General features: G+C 41.7%; 17 protein-coding genes and 1 pseudogene. 8 read left to right on the top strand and 10 right to left on the bottom strand.

Annotated features, from left to right (window positions below; translation table 11 throughout):
- Positions 1-161 precede the first annotated feature (161 nt).
- The 3 genes from HWQ36_RS19320 (at position 162) to HWQ36_RS19330 (ending at position 2,645) form a co-directional block, all read left to right on the top strand.
- Positions 162-515, top strand: coding sequence for a phenylpyruvate tautomerase MIF-related protein (locus HWQ36_RS19320; RefSeq protein ID WP_265273022.1), 354 nt, complete (start codon positions 162-164; stop codon positions 513-515).
- Between the two features lie 79 nt (positions 516-594).
- Positions 595-1,689, top strand: a complete 1,095-nt coding sequence (rlmN, locus tag HWQ36_RS19325) for a 23S rRNA (adenine(2503)-C(2))-methyltransferase RlmN (protein ID WP_292705325.1) — start codon at positions 595-597, stop codon at positions 1,687-1,689.
- Between the two features lie 482 nt (positions 1,690-2,171).
- A complete protein-coding gene (locus tag HWQ36_RS19330; RefSeq protein WP_292705326.1) occupies positions 2,172-2,645 on the top strand; it encodes a hypothetical protein in 474 nt (157 codons plus the stop codon).
- A 77-nt stretch (positions 2,646-2,722) separates the two neighbouring features.
- On the opposite strand, the gene HWQ36_RS19335 is transcribed toward HWQ36_RS19330, so the two are convergent.
- On the bottom strand, positions 2,723-2,902 hold the full coding sequence (locus HWQ36_RS19335; protein ID WP_012410305.1) for a hypothetical protein: 180 nt from the start codon (positions 2,900-2,902) through the stop codon (positions 2,723-2,725).
- Positions 2,903-3,791: 889 nt separating this feature from the next.
- Complete coding sequence (uvrC, locus tag HWQ36_RS19340; RefSeq protein WP_292705328.1) at positions 3,792-5,669, bottom strand: excinuclease ABC subunit UvrC; 1,878 nt, start codon at positions 5,667-5,669, stop codon at positions 3,792-3,794.
- Between the two features lie 568 nt (positions 5,670-6,237).
- Here uvrC and HWQ36_RS19345 point away from each other — a divergent pair.
- Positions 6,238-6,417, top strand: a complete 180-nt coding sequence (locus HWQ36_RS19345) for a hypothetical protein (RefSeq protein ID WP_292705330.1) — start codon at positions 6,238-6,240, stop codon at positions 6,415-6,417.
- A 21-nt stretch (positions 6,418-6,438) separates the two neighbouring features.
- On the opposite strand, the gene HWQ36_RS19350 is transcribed toward HWQ36_RS19345, so the two are convergent.
- The 7 genes from HWQ36_RS19350 to HWQ36_RS19380 form a co-directional block, all read right to left on the bottom strand.
- On the bottom strand, positions 6,439-6,861 hold the full coding sequence (locus HWQ36_RS19350; protein WP_292705332.1) for a response regulator: 423 nt from the start codon (positions 6,859-6,861) through the stop codon (positions 6,439-6,441).
- A gap of 522 nt (positions 6,862-7,383) precedes the next feature.
- Positions 7,384-8,325 carry an NF038130 family PEP-CTERM protein gene (locus tag HWQ36_RS19355; RefSeq protein ID WP_292705334.1) on the bottom strand — a complete coding sequence of 314 codons (942 nt, stop codon included), beginning with the start codon at positions 8,323-8,325 and terminating at the stop codon, positions 7,384-7,386.
- A 619-nt stretch (positions 8,326-8,944) separates the two neighbouring features.
- Entirely contained in the window at positions 8,945-10,228 is a 1,284-nt protein-coding gene (locus tag HWQ36_RS19360; RefSeq protein WP_292705346.1) for an LL-diaminopimelate aminotransferase, read from the bottom strand.
- 198 nt (positions 10,229-10,426) lie between these two features.
- Positions 10,427-10,762 (bottom strand): thioredoxin family protein, encoded by a 336-nt coding sequence (locus HWQ36_RS19365; RefSeq protein ID WP_012410311.1) that lies wholly within the window; start codon positions 10,760-10,762, stop codon positions 10,427-10,429.
- A gap of 174 nt (positions 10,763-10,936) precedes the next feature.
- Positions 10,937-11,719, bottom strand: a complete 783-nt coding sequence (locus HWQ36_RS19370) for a PspA/IM30 family protein (protein WP_292705335.1) — start codon at positions 11,717-11,719, stop codon at positions 10,937-10,939.
- A 213-nt stretch (positions 11,720-11,932) separates the two neighbouring features.
- Positions 11,933-12,688 (bottom strand): PspA/IM30 family protein, encoded by a 756-nt coding sequence (locus HWQ36_RS19375; RefSeq protein ID WP_292705337.1) that lies wholly within the window; start codon positions 12,686-12,688, stop codon positions 11,933-11,935.
- A 249-nt stretch (positions 12,689-12,937) separates the two neighbouring features.
- Positions 12,938-14,281, bottom strand: coding sequence for a hypothetical protein (locus HWQ36_RS19380; protein WP_292705339.1), 1,344 nt, complete (start codon positions 14,279-14,281; stop codon positions 12,938-12,940).
- A 330-nt stretch (positions 14,282-14,611) separates the two neighbouring features.
- Between HWQ36_RS19380 and HWQ36_RS19385 the strand changes: the two genes are divergently transcribed.
- Both HWQ36_RS19385 and HWQ36_RS19390 read left to right on the top strand, forming a co-directional pair.
- Positions 14,612-15,151: a DciA family protein gene (locus HWQ36_RS19385; RefSeq protein ID WP_292705340.1), complete on the top strand. Its 540-nt coding sequence runs from the start codon at positions 14,612-14,614 to the stop codon at positions 15,149-15,151.
- Between the two features lie 467 nt (positions 15,152-15,618).
- A complete protein-coding gene (locus tag HWQ36_RS19390) occupies positions 15,619-15,936 on the top strand; it encodes a hypothetical protein (protein ID WP_292705341.1) in 318 nt (105 codons plus the stop codon).
- A gap of 126 nt (positions 15,937-16,062) precedes the next feature.
- Here the strand turns inward: HWQ36_RS19390 and menB are convergent, their stop codons facing one another.
- Positions 16,063-16,896: a 1,4-dihydroxy-2-naphthoyl-CoA synthase gene (gene menB, locus HWQ36_RS19395; RefSeq protein WP_292705343.1), complete on the bottom strand. Its 834-nt coding sequence runs from the start codon at positions 16,894-16,896 to the stop codon at positions 16,063-16,065.
- Positions 16,897-17,037: 141 nt separating this feature from the next.
- Here menB and HWQ36_RS19400 point away from each other — a divergent pair, with 141 nt between their 5' ends.
- Both HWQ36_RS19400 and HWQ36_RS19405 read left to right on the top strand, forming a co-directional pair.
- A complete protein-coding gene (locus HWQ36_RS19400) occupies positions 17,038-17,862 on the top strand; it encodes a DUF2887 domain-containing protein (RefSeq protein ID WP_292705344.1) in 825 nt (274 codons plus the stop codon).
- 38 nt (positions 17,863-17,900) lie between these two features.
- A pseudogene (locus HWQ36_RS19405) lies at positions 17,901-18,179 on the top strand (DUF4351 domain-containing protein); the annotation flags it as partial.
- Positions 18,180-18,964: the final 785 nt, after the last annotated feature.

Here is an 18,964-nt window from a genome sequence, read left to right on the forward strand (position 1 = left end):
AGTTCAACCCAACCTACGAATATTTTATTTTTTCGGAGTAATAAAAGAGCGTTAGTTATTCTTCTCCCCCTGCCTCCCCTGCTCCCACTGCCCCCTCATCCCCCTCATCTCCTCTGCGGTTCGGTAAACTTAACAGTGTGAATAATTTCTAATTCAGTACTATGCCATTAATTAAAGTGCAAACTTCTGCATCTGCTCCTCAAAAAGCTGAAATTGAATCAATGCTTTTAAATCTATCAGCCAAGTTAGCGAAACATTTGGGAAAACCAGAATCTTATGTAATGACTGCTTTTGAGCCAGAAATTCCCATGACTTTTGCGGGGAATACAGACCCGGTTTGCTACATTGAAATTAAGAGCATTGGCGCGATGAAGCCAGATCAAACCGCAGCGATGAGTCAGGACTTTTGCCAGCAGATTAACCAAACTCTAGGTGTACCGAAAAATCGGATTTACATCGAGTTTGCAGATGCTAAGGGTGCAATGTGGGGCTGGAACGGCACAACCTTTGGTTAATTCCCCGTCTTCTATGGTCAAGACTAACTTGATCTAGCAGGTGTAGGATAGAGATCCTACATCAACTCGTGATTTTTTTATGTCTGCTACGCCTCTTGTATCTCAGGTTGACTCACACAACCCAGAAAAATCAGAATTAATCCCTCCCCTTCTCGGTGCTTCTCTGGCGGAATTAAGCACTTGGGTGCAGCAACAAGGACAACCTGCTTACAGAGGAAAGCAACTGCATGAATGGATCTATGATAAGGGAGTGCGATCCCTAGCTGATATTTCTGTCTTCTCTAAGCAATGGCGTGCGGAAGTGGCAGAAATCACCATTGGACGCTCAACTTTACACTACCGCTCTGTGGCTCCTGATGGCACAGTCAAATATCTTTTGCGATTAGCAGACGATCAAATTATTGAAACTGTTGGCATCCCCACCTTCGCAGAAAGGGGAGAAGGCCCTAAAGCCCGTCTGACAGTTTGCGTGTCTACTCAGGTGGGTTGCCCAATGGCGTGTGATTTCTGCGCTACTGGTAAGGGAGGCTACAAACGCAACTTAGCACGGCACGAAATTATCGATCAAGTGTTGACTGTGCAAGAAGATTTTCAGCAACGGGTTAGCAATGTCGTGTTTATGGGACTAGGTGAACCGTTGTTGAATACTGAGAATGTCCTAGCAGCCCTGAAAACTTTGAATCAAGATATTGGTATAGGACAGCGATCGCTTACAGTATCTACAGTTGGTATTCGCGATCGCATTCGTCAGTTCGCGCAAAATAATTTGCAAATTACTCTGGCTGTGAGTCTCCACGCACCCAACCAAGCACTACGAGAAAAACTCATCCCCAGCGCCCGCGCCTATCCCCTAGAAGATTTGCTAGCTGAATGTCGAGAATATGTAGAAATCACTGGACGGCGCGTTACCTTTGAATATGTTCTCCTGGCTGGTGTCAACGATTTACCAGAACACGCATTAGAACTTTCAAAATGTATGCGAGGATTTCAATGTCATGTGAATTTGATTCCTTACAATCCCATCCAAGAAGTAGACTATAAACGCCCCAACCGCGATCGCATTGAAGCATTTGTCAACGTCCTTAAGCAACAAAATACTGCTGTTAGTGTGCGTTATTCCCGTGGTTTAGAAGCCGATGCTGCTTGCGGACAATTGAGAGCAAGTAAAAATTAAACGGCATTGCAGTCAATTTTATGAATGAATATGAAACCGCAGATAAACAGAGATGTATCTGAAGACATATCTCTGTTTATCTATGGCTTAAAACCGTATTAAATCCTTTGTTAACTTACCCAGCACAGATAGATGGATTACGGAAATCCGGCAAACCACGTAAAAAATTTAAATGTATAATTTAATGTAAGATGAATATCTAAGAAGCGAGAGTTGTATGAAAAATCAAGATAATGTACTGGATATAACCTTGATTTAGAAACCTATTTTCAATGCACTAATATTTAGAACACGTCACGGATTAAAGAATGTCGGCGTAGTCAGCGGTAAGTATCGCGTAAGCCCATAACGGTAAATAAAACATTAACTTTAGTTAACTATTCCAAGCCCCTGTATTTATGTATAGGCTAATTCTCTTGGCATTTTAAGGGTTTAGCAATCGATCGCTCCACCCAACCTATAACAATTGAGGAAATAACTCTATGTTGAATCGCTTGTCGCTGGTTAAAGTATGGCTACTATTTATTGTGCTTGCAAAAGCTTTATCGATTAGTTTTCCTGCTAATGCACAAATAATTCAGACGAATCCCCAAACGCAAGATTCATTTCAACAAAGAATCAGACAACAACAAGAAGAGCAAAATCAGCAAACACAAGAACAGATGAAGGAAACGTGGCTACGGCTAAACCTTCAACAACCACAACTACTCCAACAGCAACAGATAATACAACAGCAAGAATTCACACGACAACGGCAAGAAATGCTCCGCCAGCAACAATTTAGACTACAACAGGAACAACTGAGAATACAACAGCAAGAATTTTCTCGACAGCAACAACTGAGAATACAAGATCAACAACTCAGACAAGATCAACAAATTAGACAACAGCAAGAATTGAGATTACAAGAACAGAGACGACAGCAACAACTCAGACAACAGAAGGATAACTTGTAAAGTCTTCCAAGTTTATGATAAGTAACTTTATTATTAAAAATTAGAGAAAACATTCTCCAATTTTTAATTTTTATTATCTAGCGCTGTGCATAAATTCCTGGTGCATAAGCCTCAATGACTTTGCCAGTACGAGTACAACTAATCATCAAGTAGTCACAACTAGAGCATTGTGTCCGAGTTAATTGACTATCAGAAATATAATAACGTTCTGCTTGGCAGCCGCAATTTGGGCAGTAAATCTTTTGTACTGTCTGCATTTTAAAACCCCTGGTTGTAATTTATTTTTTATTTGAGAAAACTGCCAGTTAAAGTAGTAATAATTTTGGTTTGACCCAACTTAACAAACGACCTTAATATTGGCTGATTATTTTAAACAAAATTTCAGGTTTGAAAAATTTTCGATATCTTTGTATATTATCCTAGAATTTAAGTGATCTTACCCTCCTACTTTAGATACATAAATTATTTTTTAATTAAATACCGCTTAGAGATTTACTGATCCCTATCACGAATGCCTTGAGAGAGCCTTATTTATAGTCATTTCAGACAAATACAAAAAAAGCCGTTCTTGTATTCAAAAATTAAAACCAATAAATTACTGTATATTTAGTAACAAAATCTCTATCTTAAGATTTAGTTAATATTTGCTAGCAAGATTTATGAGGCTAAATTATCTCACGATAATTTAATCAAAATTACTATACTTATGAGATACCGTAAATTTACGGTATTTACATATCTTAAATTTATGCAGACAACTTTAACTGAATGCTCTGTGAGAGTGAAACTAATACGGTTCGGTTAAGGCAAGAGACGCGATAAATCGTCGTCTCTACAATTAAGAGTGGAACTAATACAATGTCTAAGCTAGTTTTTAGAGTTTGTAGTAAGGACTTTAGTCCTTATTTTCTAAGCACTCAAGTCCTTACTACAAACTTATTTACCCATAAATTGAAATTTGACCGACTATTAGTCGGGAGCATCCACTTTTGGCGGATTGCCCTCAGACTAGAAGTCTGGGGCTATACAAACCAAACCCGCCTTCGCGGGTTTCAGAGAGTCCGCGAAGGCGGACTTCGTTTGTGTAGCCGCGATTTCCAATCGCCCGGTGTTTCTTCCAAAAGTGGATGCTCCCTATTAGTCTCCTCAAGCAGGATGAAAATAATCGTAAATTTCTTGAGCTAAACGCGGCCCAATTCCTGGAACCTCTGCAAGTTGTGGGGTTGTCGCTTGGCGAATATAATCAACTGAGCGAAAATGCCCTAGTAGCTGCTTTTGTCGATGATGTCCTAAACCAGGAATTTCATCTAAACGCGATCGCTTTAATTTATCACTTCGTTGCTGACGATGGAAACTCACTGCAAACCGATGCGCTTCATCCCGCAGCCGCCGCAACAATTGTACCCCTGGTTGTTCTGCATCAGTTGTCAAGGGTTTAGATTCGCCCGGTAAAAAAATCTCTTCTCGCTGCTTTGCCAGACTCACAACTCGCAAGTCTTCTAATAAATTCATCTCTTGCAAAACGGCAATAACTGAAGATAACTGACCTTTACCACCATCAATCATAATTAAATCAGGCCAATCTGGATTACCCAAACGTGACAACTGTGTATCTTCCCCATACTTACGAAAGCGTCGCTGGATAACTTCAGCAAGACTCGCAAAATCATCTGAATGTCCCGCCGTCACAGTGGGATTTTTAATTTTGTAGTGGCGATAATGTTGCTTGGCTGGTAATCCATCGATAAACACTACTTGCGAAGCTACAGCATTTGAGCCTTGAATGTGGGAAATATCATAACCTTCGATGCGGTGAGGTACATCTGGTAAATCGAGAATAGCTGCTAAATCTTGCATTGCTTGGTGATTGCGATCGCCAAATTTTTGCATTCTTTGCAATTCATACTGAGCATTTCGCTCTACCATCTCAATTAATTCTGCCTTAGTTTGCCGCAAAGGAGTCAAAATCGTGACTTTTTTACCTTTACGTTGAGTTAAGACATCCGCCAATATGTCGCTATCTGGTAAATCATGCTGTACCAGAATTTCTAAGGGTATTTCCACTGAGTCAGCAGTTTGATAATGTTCCTCCAAAGCTCGTTGTAAGATAGCTCCCGGTTCTGCATGAGCATCAGCCACAAAAGCCAAACGTCCTACCAATTGCCCAGCGCGAATCTGAAATAGTTGGATGCAAGCGTGTTCTTCGTTAGCTGCCAGTGCGATCGCATCCCGTGAAACTGTATCATCTGGTAAGGATACCTTTTGGTCAGCAGTCAGCGACTTTAACCCAGAAATTTGATCCCGAATCCGTGCTGCTGTCTCAAAATTCAAGTCTTCAGATGCTGCATTCATCTGTTGAGTCAAAATATCAATCAATTCCTGAGTTCGCCCTTGGAATACCATCGCTATCTTTTGGACAATTTTGCGATATTCTTCTGGTGAAGTCAGTTTTTGACACACACCCGGACAACGCCCTAAATCATAATTTAAGCACGGACGATCTTTGAAAAGTGGTTGAGGTCGTTGTCGCTGGGGAAAGATGCGCTTGCAGATGCGGACAACTTCTCGCAATAAACCAGCATCAGTATAAGGCCCGTAAAATTTATCTTTTTCTTTGCCGAATTGACGTTTACGGGTAATAAAAATTCGCGGATAATCTTCTGACCAAGTAATGCAGAGATAGGGATATTTTTTATCATCTTTGAGCAGTACGTTGAAGTATGGCTGGTGCTGCTTTATCAAATTGGCTTCTAGCGCTAAAGCTTCGGCTTCAGTATCAGTGACGATGAATTCAATTTCTGTCACCAACTTGACCATCGTGGCGATGCGTTCAGTCTTATTGTAGCCATCGCGGAAATAGGAACGGACACGCGATCGCAACTTACGTGACTTACCTATATATATAATGCGATCGCTGTTGTCCCGCATAAAATAAACCCCCGGTTCCGGTGGAATTTCGGCTAGACGATTTTCCAGTCGTTCCGGCTCTTTAACCAGTGGTAGTATTTGAGTAGATATTGTCACAATCAAAATTAAGTAATCTTTCTCTATTTTAAGAAAAATTCTTTTTTCGTGCCGATTTCATAGACTAATTATCAAGTAAATATAAAGTAGGTAGCCTTTTAGTCTGTAAATACTTCTGTGGCTACCTACGAGTCCTCCAACGGAGTACCCGCAGCTTGGTTTACGATCTGGCGTAAATCCCACCACCATCTCAATTAACAAGATTTGGGGCAAAATCCTCTTATAAACAAAGGTAGATAACTTCCGCCACAGTTTACTAGATGCTTTTAGTGTCAGAATTAAAACTTGGTTTTTGGAATTTATAATTAATATTTTAAAATAGACAATAGTTGATTATTTAAAACTTTATTTTTCTGAGCTACATAACTTTATATAGTTGTAATTAAAAATAATAAAAGTTTAAAACTTTGCTTATATAAATATCAGACAAACAAATTATTAATAAACAATATTTTTGATTGATAATTTAACTTATAAACATTAAGCGATTTAACGGATTTAGTAAGCTAAATTTGCGAATATGATTGGAAATATAGTTATTACAATAATTTAAGGCAAGAGCTAGACTATGAACCTGCAAGACTTTGAATCCCAGTACCGCGAAGCTATGGCCGAAACGCTCAATGAATTACAAACCGCAGTTTTGTTGTTAGCGCAAGTACAAAATAAAATTTCAAAAATTGGCAGTTCTGTACAAAATATTAGTCGGCAAGTTGAAGAATTTATTGCAGACCAAAAAGCCGAATAAAGGTATGCACAGTAAAAAATTCTATCTGTGGCGACAAGTCAACTCTTCTTCAATTGTAAGTATAAGATCCTTGAGTTTTACAGGTTTCACAAAATATCTGCATGCGCCCAAACTTAGAGCTAGTTCTTGATCTGCTTTAAAAGCAAAAGCTGAAACCACAATAATAGGTATTTTTGACAAATCAGGTTTTTGCTGGACTTGTTTTAAGAGCGAATAACCGTCAATATCTGGTAACTTCAAATCTAATAACATTAAATCTGGTTTAAATTTATCTATAGTCGAGAAAAAAGCAGAGCCTTCAGATAAGCTTTGGACATCGTACCCACAGTAATTTAGATAGTCACTCAATAACAACCTATTGAGATAATGGTCTTCAACTAGCAAAATTCGTCTAACTTTGTGTGACCTCAATGGCTGATCTATATTGAAGAATTGTGCTGTCATTGCTACCTATTATCTTAAGTAAAAACCAACAATTATTACCATAAACTAAAACGGTAGTACATTTAAATTGTAAAATTAATAGAAAATTAACTTATATAATGTAGTCAAAGATATTAATAAATTAAATTTAGCTGTACTCCAGTACTTAATAATAGTATGATTAAAGATAAAATTAATCAAATATTAAGCTTTTCTTTACGAGCTTTTTGCAATTTATGGTACTAAGTAAAAAACTGATTATAAAAGTAAACTTACCAATTTTTATGGGTGAAATTACTTAAGTAATACTAAAAGCAATAATAGGCTATTTACCATTCCTCAATACCTTCGCCATTTTTTGTAGTATTTGTTGGGTTTCGTTTTTCAACCCAACCTACGCAGCTTAAGGTTTTTATGCCTAATACCAAGCGTATTGTACTATAACCTAGAAAATTAAATTATCTTATCGCTGGAAGAAAGTATTCATAAAAAAGGGAGCTAATAGCTCCCTTACTTATTTGTAGTTTTGAACTTGCAATCTTCTTAAATAGATGCTTTTTTCAATTTGCGTTGTGTGGCAAAGACACCAGCCACACCCAACAGACCAAGCATTACTGATGGTTCTGGCACTGCTGCGGGAGGCACACCTTTTATGCTAACTTCATAGTTGCCACTGTGAGACGCTCCATCAGCACCTACTCCTAAACTGTTGGTTAGCCCACTTGCCGTAGCAGAAAAGCTGTAAAGGAAATCAGTCTTGTCATTGTAGGTAACTTTAACAACTTCACTAGCTTGAAATCCATCTTTGAGGAAATTACCAAAGGCTCCTAATAGAGGCGCATAGTAAGTTTTTAAATTTAAGTGACCAGCTAACCCAATTTGAATGTCACCAGTGGTGTCATTTTGATTAACGTAAGAGATGTTAGGATCGCTGGAGCGTTGGAAACCAACGATGCCGAAAAACGCATTATAGGCTTGCTGGCGGATGTAGCTGCTAGGGGTAACACTTGGTAGGTTTAGTGCCAATTTAATTGTAGATTCATTGCTTGCTAGACCAGCTGCATCATAAAATTTGTTAAACCAAGTAGTTGCAAAGTTATTTGCTCCATAGGTTGTACTCGATCCTGACGCAGTAGTAAACCAATCTGCTGCTGTCAAGCTGCTCAAGGTAATACTTTTGCCACCAATTTGCCCTGTCAAGGTGGTGTTTTTGTTGAAATCAAAACCAGACTGCTCACTACTGGCTCGTAACTCTACGTTTCCAGTAGGATTTGCGGCGTTTCCATCCAGTACTTTTTGTACATTTGCAGAGGTCTTGTTCACGGAGATGGTACTGTTACCTTGGACATCGTAGACTAAATAATCACTGGCTGCTGTTCCACCGATAGTAGCGCCGGTGAGGGTTCCAGCTTGTGCTGGTACAGTGGCAAGAGCGCTCACACCAATAGCCATTGAAGCGCCAATTACAAGTTTCTGAAAAGTCATCTTCATTTTTTCAAGTCTCTGTTAGTTTGGAAGTTAAGTTTTAAACTATTGCCGTTTATAGGCTTGGGCTGTCTTGACTACAGGCTTTTGGCAATACGGCGGCTTGAAAACGCCACCTGCATTGTTAGCCATCTTTGGTAGCTGAACGTACAAACCTACTTTAAGAGACGAGGAGACCTGATTGGGTGAAGTTCCTTATGATTATCAGTAAAAATCTGACGAATATTTCTATATTTTTATACGTTTAATTACGTATCTTGTTTAAATATGTTAGTTATTATAAATACAAACATATATTTTTAAGTTCAGTATAATACGGTTATTCATAGGGGCGCACGGCTGTGCATTGGTGTCAACTTAAGTCAGAAAGCTTATTCCACGGTCGTTTTACCCCACCCCTTAATCCCCTCCCCGTGAACGGGGAGGGGAGATTTTGTCGCTAGACAAAAGCGGGGTGGGGTTGCGAGGGCATAATTAGTAGTTGAGTGGACTTGGTATAACGCCATTGCGAGAGTTTCACTTCACGTTAAGTTGACCAATGACGGCTGTGAGCCTTTGCTGCGTCTTCTATCCATAGACTTTGGCGCAAAAATCCTTGGCGTTCAGCTTGAGAAGAAATTTAATGAAGGAACTGAGCAATTCTTTCTACAGCAGTTTCTAACAAAGGTGACTCATGCACCAAAGCAAAACGGACATACCCTTCGCCGAATTTGCCAAAGCCAGCACCGGGAGAAGCAGCTACACCAGTTTGTTTGACTAGCTGGGTACAAAATTCTATGGAGTTTTGACTCCAAGCTGAGGGTAACTTTGCCCAGATGTACATTGTGGCTTGGGGAGTAGGAACATTCCAGCCAATGGAGTGTAAAGCAGTGATGAAAGCATCACGGCGCTCCTGGAAGGTAGCGACAGCAGATTTTACCCCAGCTTGAGGGCCAGTTAGGGCTGCGATCGCACCATTCAAAATTCCCCGATACTGATTAAAATCAACGGCAGCTTTTACTTGACGTAAGGCGTTAATTAACTCGGCATTACCGATGGCGTAGCCAATACGGAAGCCGCCCATATTATAGGACTTGGAAAGGGTGAAAAATTCAATCGAGACGCTTTTCTCTGGATCGGCTTGCAGAATCGAGGGTACTAGGGACTGGGGATTGGGGATTGGGCATGGAAAAGAGGACAAGGGGCGGGGGGCAGGGGGCAGGGGGGAAAACTCTTTTCCCTTGCTCCCTGCTCCCTGCTCCCTCATCCCCCACTCCCCAGTTTCTTCAAATACTAAGTCTACGTAGGGGAAATCGTGAACTAGGGCGAGATTGTGTTGTTGACAGAAGGCGACAGCTTCTTGGAAGAAAGATAAAGGAGCGATCGCTGAGGTGGGATTGTGAGGATAACTTAATACCATCATCCGCGACTGGGCCAAAACTGGGGCGGGAATATCAGCAAACACTGGTAAAAAAGCGTTTTCTGCCCGTAATGGCATCGGGTAGATTTGACCACTGGCAAGATAGACTCCCCCGGCATGAGAGGGATAACCTGGATCGAGCAACAGGGCAAAATCTCCTGGATTGAGCAATGCTAGGGGTAAATGGGCTGTACCCTCTTGAGAACCAATCAGAGGTAATACCTCAGTTTGGGGATCTACTTTGATGCCAAATTTTTGTTCGTACCAGTTGGCTGCGGCTTCACGAAACCCACGAGTACCGTTAAACAACAGATAGCCGTGGGTACTGCGATCGCCAAGAGATTGGGCGATCGCGTCAATGACGTGTGCCTCGGCTGGTAAATCAGAAGACCCCAACGACAAATCAATTAATTGTTGTCCAGCAGCCAAAGCGATTGCCTTGGCTCTGTCCATATCAGCAAATACATTAGATTGCAGGGGTTGTAAACGCTTTGCAAATTCCATGTTAGTCATTTGTCATTAGTCATTTGTCATTTGTCATTAGTCATTTGTCATTTGTCCTTTGTCAAATGACCAATATAACTCTTGGAGAGGCTGCGCCCTAAGCGTAGCTGTGCCGCAGGCTTTACGACAACGCTCGGTACAAGTGACCAATGACCAATACTTCGACAACGCTCAGTACAAGTGACCAATGACTAATTACTAATTACTATTTAAGTGCGTATCTAAGAGTTCGAGTAATTTATCTTTACCGATGACTCCCTCAGTCGAAATTAAAACTTCCTGGCCCTGAAATAGTCTGAGAGCAGGGACACCTTCCACTTGGTACTGCTTAACAGTGAGTGGGTTGGGGTCAATTTCCATTTTTACGACTTTGAGGCGATCGCTATATTTGCTAGCAGCTGAGTTAATCATGGGCGACATCAATTGACAAGGCCCACACCAGGAAGCCCAAAAGTAAACTAATACAGGCTGTTCAGCTTTTAACACTTCTGTTTCAAACTCAGCATCAGTTATGGTGATTACAGCCTTACTCATTGCAGTCTCCATCCGGTGGCGATCAAAGTTGGCACACACAATACTTTATCCCAAAGTAGTCAATAGTCCATAATCAATAATTCATAGTTATTTTGACTGTTAACTATTGACTAATGACGTAAAATCCCACAGCCAACAGGCGTGGGACTGTTTCAAATAAGTTTTCTGGCAATTTTATAGTTGATCCAATTGCTTGCGTAAAGAATCCAACTCGGAATCAACCACTTCATTAGACTTGGGATTAGGAGCAGTGGTTTCTTGTTGCGGTGGAAGTTGTGCTTGAGTTACTGGAGTCGCGGGTGGTAGCATTTGCGCTTTCAAAGCTGCCAATTCATCATCAACATCGCTACCACCTTCCAACTGGGCAAATTGGGTTTCTAAATCTGCACCTGCTAACTCCCCTAATGCCTGGGCCCGGGATTCTTGCATCAAGACTTTTTCTTCCATCCGCTCGAAGGCAGACATTGCACTGCTGGTATTCATCCCACGCACCATGCCTTGGAGTTGCTCTTGGGCTTTGGCAGTTGTGATTCTAGCTCTGAGCATTTCTTTCTTGGTTTTAGCCTCAGAAATTTTGCTTTCCAGCTGGATTAAGTTGCGCTTGAGGGTTTCAACTTGAGTGCTTTGGGTATCTAAACTAGCTTTGAGGGCGGCGCTGGTGTCAGTATAAGTCTTTTTCCGCTCTAGGGCTTGTCGTGCTAGATTCTCATCACCTTTTTGTAGGGCTAGTTGGGCATTGCGTTGCCACTTATTGATTTCATTTTGGGCATCATTGTACTGTTTCTCACTGCGTTTTTGGGCGGCGATCGTCTGCGCTACTCCCTGACGCAGCTGCACCAAGTCTTCCTGCATTTCCAGGATGGCTTGTTCTAGCATTTTTTCGGGGTCTTCGGCTTTGTTAACCAGGTCGTTGAGGTTAGAACTAACTACTCGCTTAATGCGATCGAATAATCCCATAACTTTGTTTTTCCTTGTTTGGTTTACGCTTTTTGTCGGACAGTTAGCTTTTTTACTTTTTAATAGCTACCTATTTCAATGTAATCTTTCCGGTTGGAATCAGTACCTTATAACGACTCTTAATTGTTAAGATATCTCCAAACTGGGGTAATTAACCGAACTTAAACTAAGAGGCAGGGGGTAGGGGGCAGGAAGCAGGGGGAAATGACCTCTTCAAGAGTCTTGAGTTTTGGGTAACTGCTGTTGGGGAGGCTGTGCTGTGTTTTGGTTATCCTCAGTAAGCGAACTGTTGTGCTGTATGTTTTCTGATCCCTTTAAAACCTGTACCTTCATCGCTGCTAATTCGGCATCCACATTATTAGTAGATTCCAAGGAAGTAAATTGTGTTTCCAAGTCGTCGGTACTGAGTTGAGCGATCGCAACTGAATGAGCTTCTATTTGTAAAACTTTTTCTTCCATCCGCTCAAAGGCGCTCAGACTGCTAGTGGTAGAAACTCCCCCAAGCATTTCCTGGAGACGATAAGAGGCTTCGGCAGAACGGGCGCGAGCAATATACATATCTTTTTTTGTTTTCGCCTCGGAAATTTTTAACTCTAGCGATCGCATATCCTTTTTTAGCCTAGCGACTATATCGTTTTGCTGCTCTATCTGAGAAAACAGGGCTGTAGTAGTTTCTTTATAAGCTTGGCGCTTAGTCAAAGCTTCACGTGCTAGAGGTTCATTGCCTTGTTGCAGGGCCAATTGGGCGCGGCGATACCATTCTTCTGTTTGAGAGTTGGCAGCCGCCGCCTGTCGTTGGGTGCGTTTTTGGGTAGCGATCGCTTGTGCTACACCCGAACGCAACCGCACCAGATTTTCTTGCATCTCTAGAACAGTTTGCTCTAGAATCTTTTCTGGATCTTCTGCACCACCGATCAAACTATTGAGATTAGCGCGAATTACCCGCAGAATACGCTTGATTAATTCCATGTCGGCTCTCCATTCACGAAACTCAATGCTGAGTAATGAGTGCTGAGTAATGAGTATAAAAATTTTGTAGTCGGGTAGTTATGGAGTGCTGAATACCCAGTCAAAGTACTGGGTATAAAATTTTTTGTCATAAAGTCGTAAACAAGTAAGATTTTGTATCTACTACTCAGCACGGGCTAAACCTAGCTATCCGCTAACAGCACTCATAAGTCAGGACTGTGATCTCATGGTATCGTAGATTTTTGCAACTTATGGCTGCTGAACTCGTGCCTTAATTCCCTTTGCCTGTAATAATTGCATCTGTTTTTGTACTTGCTCTTTAGTCTTAAAAGCACCGAGATAAATCAATTCTTTGTTGGGTGATAAATAAGCATCGGGAATTACTTGTCGGGCTGAAGCAAAAGCTTCACCTTTATTATCTATCACGACATGGTAGAACCCATCTGTTCCTAGTTTGATTTCTGCATTTGGCTTTGGTGAGGTTGCGATTGGCTTGGGCGGGGTTTTTGCCGTTGAAGTGGGAGGCAAAGGTTGGACAGTCGGTACTGGTGCTAAAGCGATCGGATTTGTCGGTTTTAGGGCTGTATTGGGGTCAGGCAATGCCGCTTGAGGATTTACAGGGTTTCGGGGAACCACTGGATTAGGCACTACTGCCAGGGTTGGTTGGACTTTAGGTTGTAAGCCAACTAGATCGTTAGGATCTCTCACATCAGGAAACTCTTTGGCGGCTAGATCGGGATACCTGGGTATAGATGTGCTTGGTGGCTGAATTTGAGGTTGGACATTATTCCCAACTTCTTCAGTATTTTCTGGTGCGGGAGACGAGTTTCCGTTAAACAACTTGCCTAAATTCCATTGTGACAAGCCTTTGGGATTGAACACTACATAACCCAAGGTAAGACTTGCTAACAATAGCAGCAACATCGAGCCGATACCTAAAGGTGATAACAGACTGTCACTAGAATTGCTTGGTTTGTTGGTTTCTGCTTGTTCTTCTGTCAGACTTCGCAGTAGCGCTTCACTAGATTCTAAGTAGTCATCTGGGTGCTTAGGGGTGTCATCTGGCGGCAAAAGATTTTCGCTCTTAGTATCTTTAACAATTGCTGGCACGATGCTGCTGCTAAAATTGGGCGGTGGCGGTGGAAGTTGAGTTTGTGTTTTAGCAGAATCTTGGGTAGAGGGCACATTGAGATTATTTGGTTCCTCGGTATTTGCCGTAACTGGCGATCGGTTCATTTCAGGATTCACAACTACAGAAGATGCTGGTGGTACGTCAATTGCCGTAGCTGGCGCTGGAGTTCCCTGATGATTCACGGGTACAGCAGGCGGCACGTTAGTTTTAATTTCTGTTACTGATGACTGAGTTTTTCCCAATGTTGTAGGAATGGCAGTCAAAGACGGGGTTTGACTGCTCATGTAACTCGCAACACGGCGCTGGTTCGATGACACCAAACCATTTCGCGTGCGTCGGTATCGAGCTAACTCTTGATCTAGCGGTACTTCTAAACTTGCTAGTGCTGCTGCTAGTGCTGGTTTCAACCCAGGTGTTTTAGACGATTGAGTACCGGAATCGTTCAGGGGGTTTTGAGTCATTGCCTGTGTGCCTCAAACGTAGATTGCTGGAATAACTTTAGATATATTTCTGACAATAGTAGCGAAAATTATTTAAATAGATAGATTGGGAATTGGGAATTGGGAATGGGGCATTGGGAATGGGGCATTGGGCATGGAAAAGAGGCAGAGGGGCGGGGGTCTTCTCCCTTGCTCCCTGCTCCCCTGCCTCTTCCCCACTCCCCACTTTTAACGAACTTTGGGGGTTTAAGTCCCCTGTCTCTACAGACAGCGCGTTTTGGGTCGGGGTCTAAATCCCCGTCACAAAACTTAATTACGAATTACGAATTACGAATTACGAATTATTTAACGATGTCGTTGAAATCAATAAATGATATTTTAGGCGTTCTAGAAAAGCAGGCTAAATGGCAGGAGCAACCATTTCAACACTTGAGTAAGTGTTGGGCAGAAATTGTTGGGCCAGTGATTGCCGCAAATACTCGACCATTGTCGATTCAACGCGATGTTTTGTCAGTAGCAACTTCTAGTGCTGCTTGGGCGCAAAACCTGACTTTTGGCCGCACGTCTCTGCTTTTAAAGTTGAATAAAACGCTGCTAACGCCTTTACTTGATATTCGCTTCTCTACTGCTAGCTGGCAGAATCCATCTGTGGAGAGAAAACAGCAACAAACGGTTTCGCCTGATGAGCATCCCAGTTACCTTGGTGATGAGATTAGCCGTCCTGATGTTACACCCACCAAAGATGTAAAGGCTGCTTTTGGGCATTGGACGAAGATTATGCGATCGCGATCGCATGGCTTACCCCTTTGTCCTCAATGTGAATCTCCCACCCCACCAGGCGAACTCCAACGCTGGGCAGTCTGTTCTGTCTGTGCTGCTAAACAGTTTTGAAGCGAGTCAGTCTTAACCTAAATTAAACGCAAAATAGTTTAGTGATTATTCGTTGAGCAGAATTTATTCTCAAGTAATTTGCTGCTATAGAGAAAAATTCTAATTCTTGAGAAAAAAAGAGATTTTCCGGCTAAAATATGTCGAGTGTGGTAGTAAAAGCAAACTATTTATCTGAAATTATATGCCTTAAGCCATCCTTAAGGAGGAAGTTAAAAGGCTAAACAAATCAAAAGCTTTGGTTTTACTCTTGATCCCTAATAAGTTTTAGCCAAAATCTATAGGTAATCACTCTCCAAAATATTTAAAAATATAACAAGATTATAAAAATATCCTAAAGTTTATTTTTTAGTCGGGATCGCTGAAAGCTATAGAAAATAATGACTTTTTGGCTTTTATCCGTCTTTATATGTAGAAGCAAAATGGAAGGGTGAAATTCAGCCGGAAATCGGCACTAAAGATGAATCCGAATGAAACCCATTAAATTTTTAGCATCTGCCTGTAAATATTGCCGTCATTACCAGCCAGAAGGTCGCCGTGGTGGAACGTGCCAGCAGTTGGGAGCGCCAGTTAAAGCAACTTGGAAGGCTTGCTCTTTGGCGCTCCCACCTTTTGCACCTTCTTGGGAAACCTTGGAAGATGCTTGGACTTTGCCAGATGCAACGCCAGTTTTAGCTTGTTCTCATTCTCTAGCCTCAGATTTAGATCATGCTGCTCTTGCCCCTGTAGAAGAAATAACTGCCTCTGTATATTCTGAAGAGGCCAAGACTGAAGCAGTGTTTATTTAGTTATCCATTATTACTGAACTGATTTTTTAGTTTGCTTAAGATAAGATTTGTTTTTAAGATATTTAGTGCCATAAACGTTGACATTTACAAAAATCGCACCTCAAAAAGGGTGCGATTTTTGCAATTCTAAGGTAGCCAAGGAAAAGAGCGAAAATCTGGTGGACGCTTTTCGAGAAAAGCTTGTTTGCCTTCAGATCCTTCTTCTGTCATGTAATAGAGTAAGGTGGCATTGCCAGCTAGCTCTTGTAAACCAGCTTGTCCGTCACAATCAGCATTGAAGGCGGCTTTGAGACATCGAATTGCGATCGGACTTTTTTCTAAAATCTCCTGCGCCCATTGAATACCTTCCGCTTCTAGTTGTTCTACTGGGACAACACAATTAATTAAACCCATTTCTAGAGCTTGTTGTGCATCATATTGGCGGCAGAGAAACCAAATTTCTCGTGCTTTTTTTTGTCCCACAATGCGGGCGAGATAGCTGGCTCCAAAACCACCATCGAAACTGCCGACTTTGGGGCCAGTCTGCCCAAAAATGGCGTTGTCAGCAGCGATTGTAAGGTCGCAAATTAAGTGTAGGACGTGTCCACCACCGATCGCATATCCAGCTACTAAAGCAATCACTACTTTCGGCATGGAACGAATTAGGCGTTGTAAGTCCAGTACATTCAAGCGGGGGATACCAGTATCATCCACATAACCCGCATGTCCGCGCACACTTTGATCGCCACCAGAACAGAAGGCGTATTTGCCATCAGTATGCGGCCCATAACCAGTAAATAGAACAACACCAATAGTGGTATCTTCACGAGCATTACAGAAAGCATCGTACAGTTCAAAGACTGTTTCAGGACGAAAAGCATTGCGTTTGTGGGGACGGTTGATGGTGATTTTCGCAATGCCATCAGTTTTTTGATACAGGATATCTTCGTAGGTTTTGGTAGTTTGCCAGTTAATTTGCATTGGTATGGAGTGCGCTGTGGTGCTTGAGAATTTTATCGCGGACGTAGGGACAAGCGATACCTGCGGTGGGCTACGCCTACGCCAATATTTAGTATCTCAAGCCTTTACAATCTGTTAATTGTCTGGTGTTGAGGAATAAAAATGCGACGTGACACCATCTTCTACAAATTATTTAAGCAATTTCCCGGTTTGCTGTTTGAATTAGTAGATGAGCCACCTCCAGAAGCGGAAAATTACCAGTTTGAATCGGTTGAAGTAAAAGAAACGGCGTTTCGGATTGATGGAGTATTTTTACCTCCCGCTAATGCAGTTTCTAAAACCGTCTTTTTTGCTGAAGTCCAGTTTCAGAAGGACGAAGATTTATATCACCGCTTCTTTAGTGAATTGTTTTTGTTTCTCTACCGCAACTCTATCCGTTACGATGACTGGTTTGGAGTCATAATTTTTGCTTCTCGCAGTCTTGAACCTTCTTCCTCTTCGATTCACCGCGCTTTGTTGCAAAGTGGTCAAGTCAGACGGGTTTATCTGGATGAGTTGGGGGATTTGCGACAACAACCTTTAGGATTGGGTTTGATGTTGCTGACAAATGTTACTTCTGAAACGGAAGCAGTGGAAGGGGCGCGGTTTTTGCTACAACAAGCACAGCAACAGTCCGAGCAAGCGATAATTGATTTAGTTACGACGATTATCGTCTACAAGTTTTCTAACCTGAGTCGAGAGGAGATTGCAGCGATGTTAGGACTGAATTTGGAAGAACCACGAGCTATTCGGGAAGCGAAGGAAGAAGGAGAAAGAACGATCGTTTTACGACTACTGAATCGGCGCGTGGGTAATATTCCTGATGCGCTTCTGTCTCAGATTCAAGGGTTATCGGTGGAACAGTTGGAAGCTTTAGGTGATGCTTTGTTGGATTTCTCTACTCTTGCTGATTTGTCAGGATGGTTACAAAGTCAACAAAGCGGGTAAGTTTCATGTAGAGGAAAAGGGCGATCGCACTCTGTAAAATCGTCTACAAGTTTTCTAACCTGAGTCGAGAGGAGATTCAAGCGATGTTGGGACTAAATTTGGAAGAACCACGGGCTATTCGGGAAGCGAAGGAAGAAGGAGAAAGAAAGGTAGTTTTACGACAGTTAAAGCGACTTGTGGGTGCAATTCCTGATGCGCTTCTGTTTCAGATTCAAGGGTTATCGGTGGAACAGTTGGAAGCTTTAGGTGATGCTTTGTTGGATTTCTCTACTCTTGCTGATTTGTCAGGATGGTTACAAAGTCAACAAAGCGGGTAAGTTTCATGTAGAGGAAAAGGGCGATCGCACTCCGTAAAATAATTATGGCTACACATAAAATTTTCCGAAGTGAATCAGCATTTACAGATACGCGGGTATATCAGAAGCAGTGGAAGAAAAAGTATGATCGCTTGTCCTCCGACTGTTAAAACGACTATTTGGTGAAATTACTGAGGAACGTTGGAAGCGTTAGCTTTGGCGTTGTTGGAATTGAGATTGCGATCGCGGATTTGGAAGGGTGGTTACAAACAAGGTTAACCAAAAGGGTAAATCTCACGCAGAAAAGGAAAGCGATCGCTCATTCTCCTTTTTTTTCAGTTCATTAATTTTATACAAGCAACTGGGCAAACTAAAAATGGACATACGATCACTAAAATTTTTGTCTCATTCAGAGACGCAGAGGCGCAAATAAGAGAGCAAGAGTTTTGTCTATTTAAATGCAAACGTCCTGTAAGTACGTTGTGCAAAGCTTTGTACGTCACTAATAGAAAGTTTTGCTAAAAAGCGGATGAATAAATTATTAATAATATTGTCTCAAATAATTTGAATACATACAATTATTCGTTGAACATGGAAAATATTTGCCAAAAAATTCATCAATCCTCTAAATATGTTAGTTTATGGCTCACTAAACAGCCTCATGTAAATGAAGAATCACTGACTGATTGGCTGTTATTTCATCAGGGTTAGCGCGTCTCAAAGCCTATTGACAAGAGGACTTGCCTGATCAGCAATCTTTGTTGGAAACAAAGTGACACCATCCGAGGTAGGGTAAGATTTAATTC

This window comes from Nostoc sp. NMS2, assembly GCF_017115105.1.
Taxonomy (GTDB): Bacteria; Cyanobacteriota; Cyanobacteriia; order Cyanobacteriales; family Nostocaceae; genus Nostoc.